This is a genomic window from Haloferax sp. s1 (assembly GCF_058382125.1).
In genome coordinates this window covers 2,422-5,360 of the sequence record NZ_JBZRPK010000476.1, presented here as the reverse complement: position 1 = coordinate 5,360, position 2,939 = coordinate 2,422, and the positions used below count along the sequence as shown (strand labels likewise).

Sequence of the window (2,939 nt, the reverse complement as noted above, 5' to 3'; positions counted from 1 at the left end):
AACAACCTCGGAGGATGGAAGTGTTGCGTGTCTTATTTCCATGGTATTTGGGAGTGAATTAGCTAATCAAGAGAGAGTATATTCAGCAGGGCAACTAGGCGGTATTGCAGTATTGGACTGAATTAGCTTATAGCCGGGGCTCCCAATCTCGGCGTCGTGGTGGATACCAACGAGGATTCGCTCTGGAACGCTCACCTGTGCCTGTTCGGCTATCAGACGACGGAGTGCCTCGCGGACGTCTTCGTCGAAGCCGCTCTCATAGATGTCTCTAACCGCTATGTCTCGCCAAGTTACGTGGAACTCACCATCACGCTAAGCCCTTCATTCATTGTGGGGAGAATAGACGCTACCAGTACAAAATCCTCCTCTACTTGAACGATAACGGAGGAGTTTGTCGATCATGTCGAGAACGTTGTCTGGTCGAATAGCTGGCACACCACGTCGATAGATCGGGCACTCCGAATTCAGTCGAACATGTTGACCGGGTCCGTCATCGATAGCACCATTCCATACCCATCAGGCTGGTGCCGCCCAATAGTCTGACCAGATACAGATCCTCCCGAAGTCGCGGTTACTCCTATTTGTAGAGCAAGTGTTTCACTTGGCTCGGCGAGCTGTTGCCCGCTACTCTTCGAAGCTCTCAAAACGGCGGTACACACTCCACCAGCACATCGTCCTGTTTTGTTTCAAGGTGCAGAAGAATACGACTACCCGTTGTGACGAGCTTATCGAGATGCCTCGGATTCGGAGAGGTATCGGGGTTTAGGAGCTTCCGTCTCCCTCGACGTTGTGTAAAGCGTTTGGTCGGCCCGATATGGCCATCTCGAACGTGCTTCTCAACTATCTCGGTCTTAATTCCCCCGACTAATTGCGTCATCGGAATTACGCTTCCGGCTTCAACCACAGTCACGCTTTCCACGCAAAGATGTCACAACAAAAAAACCAGGTGGTGCTCTAAGCCTATTCTACAGTCAGGTATGCCCTAGACCATGATTCAGCGAGATTCGTTGCGGGGTCGAAGTAACATCCGGTTCTCGCTTCGACCTGTCCCGTTCTCTCGGTTTTAACCCGTGAGTCAAGATACAGTTCCGATCCCGTTGGCTGAGCGACTAACATCTTCGCCTTGAAGTGATACGCAGGTACTCCAAGAGCTGTATCTTCGGTATATACCCAATTTTTCTTTACAGCGCCAGCTCCGATATTCGAACTGACCATCTCAGGGCGTTCTGCCATTGATGCTTCAACCAGTGCGTCAAATCGGTGGTACGATGCGACAGTGGGGGAGATCACGTTCCACCTACTTTTCAGAATAGACGTATCGCCTTCGTTGACCTCGTAGGGGCTCCATTCCGAGGTCCAGTTAGTAACCAACTGTGGAGTGACTTCGTGACCATCATCTGGCTCTCCACCCTTAGTCGGGGCTGGGGTTGAAGTACCATTCTGAGTTTGAGAATCACTCTTTTCCGCAGCTGCAGTACCGCTAATAGCAGATAGAGAGACAGCACCAATGCCAATCTTTCGTATCATCTCTCGGCGGGGAAGGTCCTTTTTCATGTTGACCAAATGTCCATAATTGTTGTCATATAATAAAGTTATTGTTGTGGGAAATCTAGTCGATGAATTTCAATTTCTGATCTGTTGATAATCTAGAAGTGTTGACATTGGTGGAGTGTCTCTCTCCTCGGGTTTCCACAGATTCTGCTGGGAACTCGCTCATCCACACATCGCAAGACGTGAATAGGATCTCAGCAGACCCAATTTTTATAATTAAATTACTAACTGAATTTGATAACAGCTGACCTAAGAAACGTACTTCGAAATTAGAATTTTGATAATATAAACGATCACAACCAAGATAAGTAACCAAAATACCACTGAAACTACAAGGTCAAGTCCAGTCGGCGATTGTGGGAATGGTGCCATGAATTGTAGTTGAATTGAGATATCATATAACTTTGGGCACCGTCTAGTTAACCGATAAACAGGTCGAAGAGCTAGTTTCCTATGCTACTCTCAGACCTGCTCAAAGAGAGTTTAGACACTGCTACGCTTGATACAGAGCAGGTGTGTCTATTCTACGGCGTGAAGGATAGTTGGGCCATCTTCATCAATGATTTCAACATCTCTGAACTCAATATCGGCGAAAGTTTCTTTGAGCTTGTTTGCTTCATAGAAGCGTCCATGAAATACCGTCCCCATCTTTGCTTCTGTCTCCTCGACCTTGTCGCAGATAATGAATAGATACTGTAGACGTACTTTCCGTACCAGCAGTCTACAACGGAGACCGCGACAACTTCGTTGCAAAACACGTGGATTTCTTCACAGAGGTCGGGAGTAAGCCGAAGAAGTATTCGGTGCTGGGCTTCCACTTGTAAGTGCCCTGATTGCGTCTAGAGGTCGCGATGCTATTGCCAAAATCTCGGATAAGATACTGGGTGAGGGGTACGTCGTTCAAAATCCCGACTCAAAAGCAGCCGATGAGTCTGGTGTTGAGACACTATACACACCTGATCAGATAGCAGGTGCCGCACTAGCAACTGAATCTTTCTATCGATTTTCGATATTCTACATCAAGTACTCCAAAAAGAATGGGGCCCGAAGACGTGAAAGCAGCGGCAAAATATCTTGACGACACAATTTTTCTCTACGGTGGAGGTACCAAGAGCCAGCAACAGACCGAGGAAATTCTTGACGCTGGTGCCGATGCCGTAGTCGTTGGCGATTGCTTCCACGAAAATCCTGACCAATATCTACAGACGGTCCCTGACGCTCCAGCGTCTCGATAGCTGAGTTGTTTGACTCCAATTTTGAATGTGGCGAGTCACTACCAAGGAGAAAAAGTCATCAACGTTGTTGAGTATCCGCTGACAAGACTATCTGATGGAACAGCGTGGCCGCCGACTAACCGACGCATTTGTCGCTGCTCTCGAACTCCGCAA

1 protein-coding gene and 2 pseudogenes are annotated in these 2,939 nt (G+C 48.0%); 2 read left to right on the top strand and 1 reads right to left on the bottom strand.

Annotated elements, in window-relative coordinates; translation table 11 throughout:
* Window positions 1-547 precede the first annotated feature (547 nt).
* Window positions 548-913, top strand: a pseudogene (locus QT222_RS07240) (IS5/IS1182 family transposase); the annotation flags it as partial.
* Between the two features lie 47 nt (window positions 914-960).
* On the opposite strand, the gene QT222_RS07235 reads toward QT222_RS07240, so the two are convergent.
* On the bottom strand, window positions 961-1,554 hold the full coding sequence (locus QT222_RS07235) for a hypothetical protein (RefSeq protein WP_491476773.1): 594 nt from the start codon (window positions 1,552-1,554) through the stop codon (window positions 961-963).
* A 683-nt stretch (window positions 1,555-2,237) separates the two neighbouring features.
* On the opposite strand from QT222_RS07235, the pseudogene QT222_RS07230 reads away from it, so the two are divergent.
* Window positions 2,238-2,786: pseudogene (locus tag QT222_RS07230) on the top strand (geranylgeranylglyceryl/heptaprenylglyceryl phosphate synthase); the annotation flags it as partial.
* Window positions 2,787-2,939: the final 153 nt, after the last annotated feature.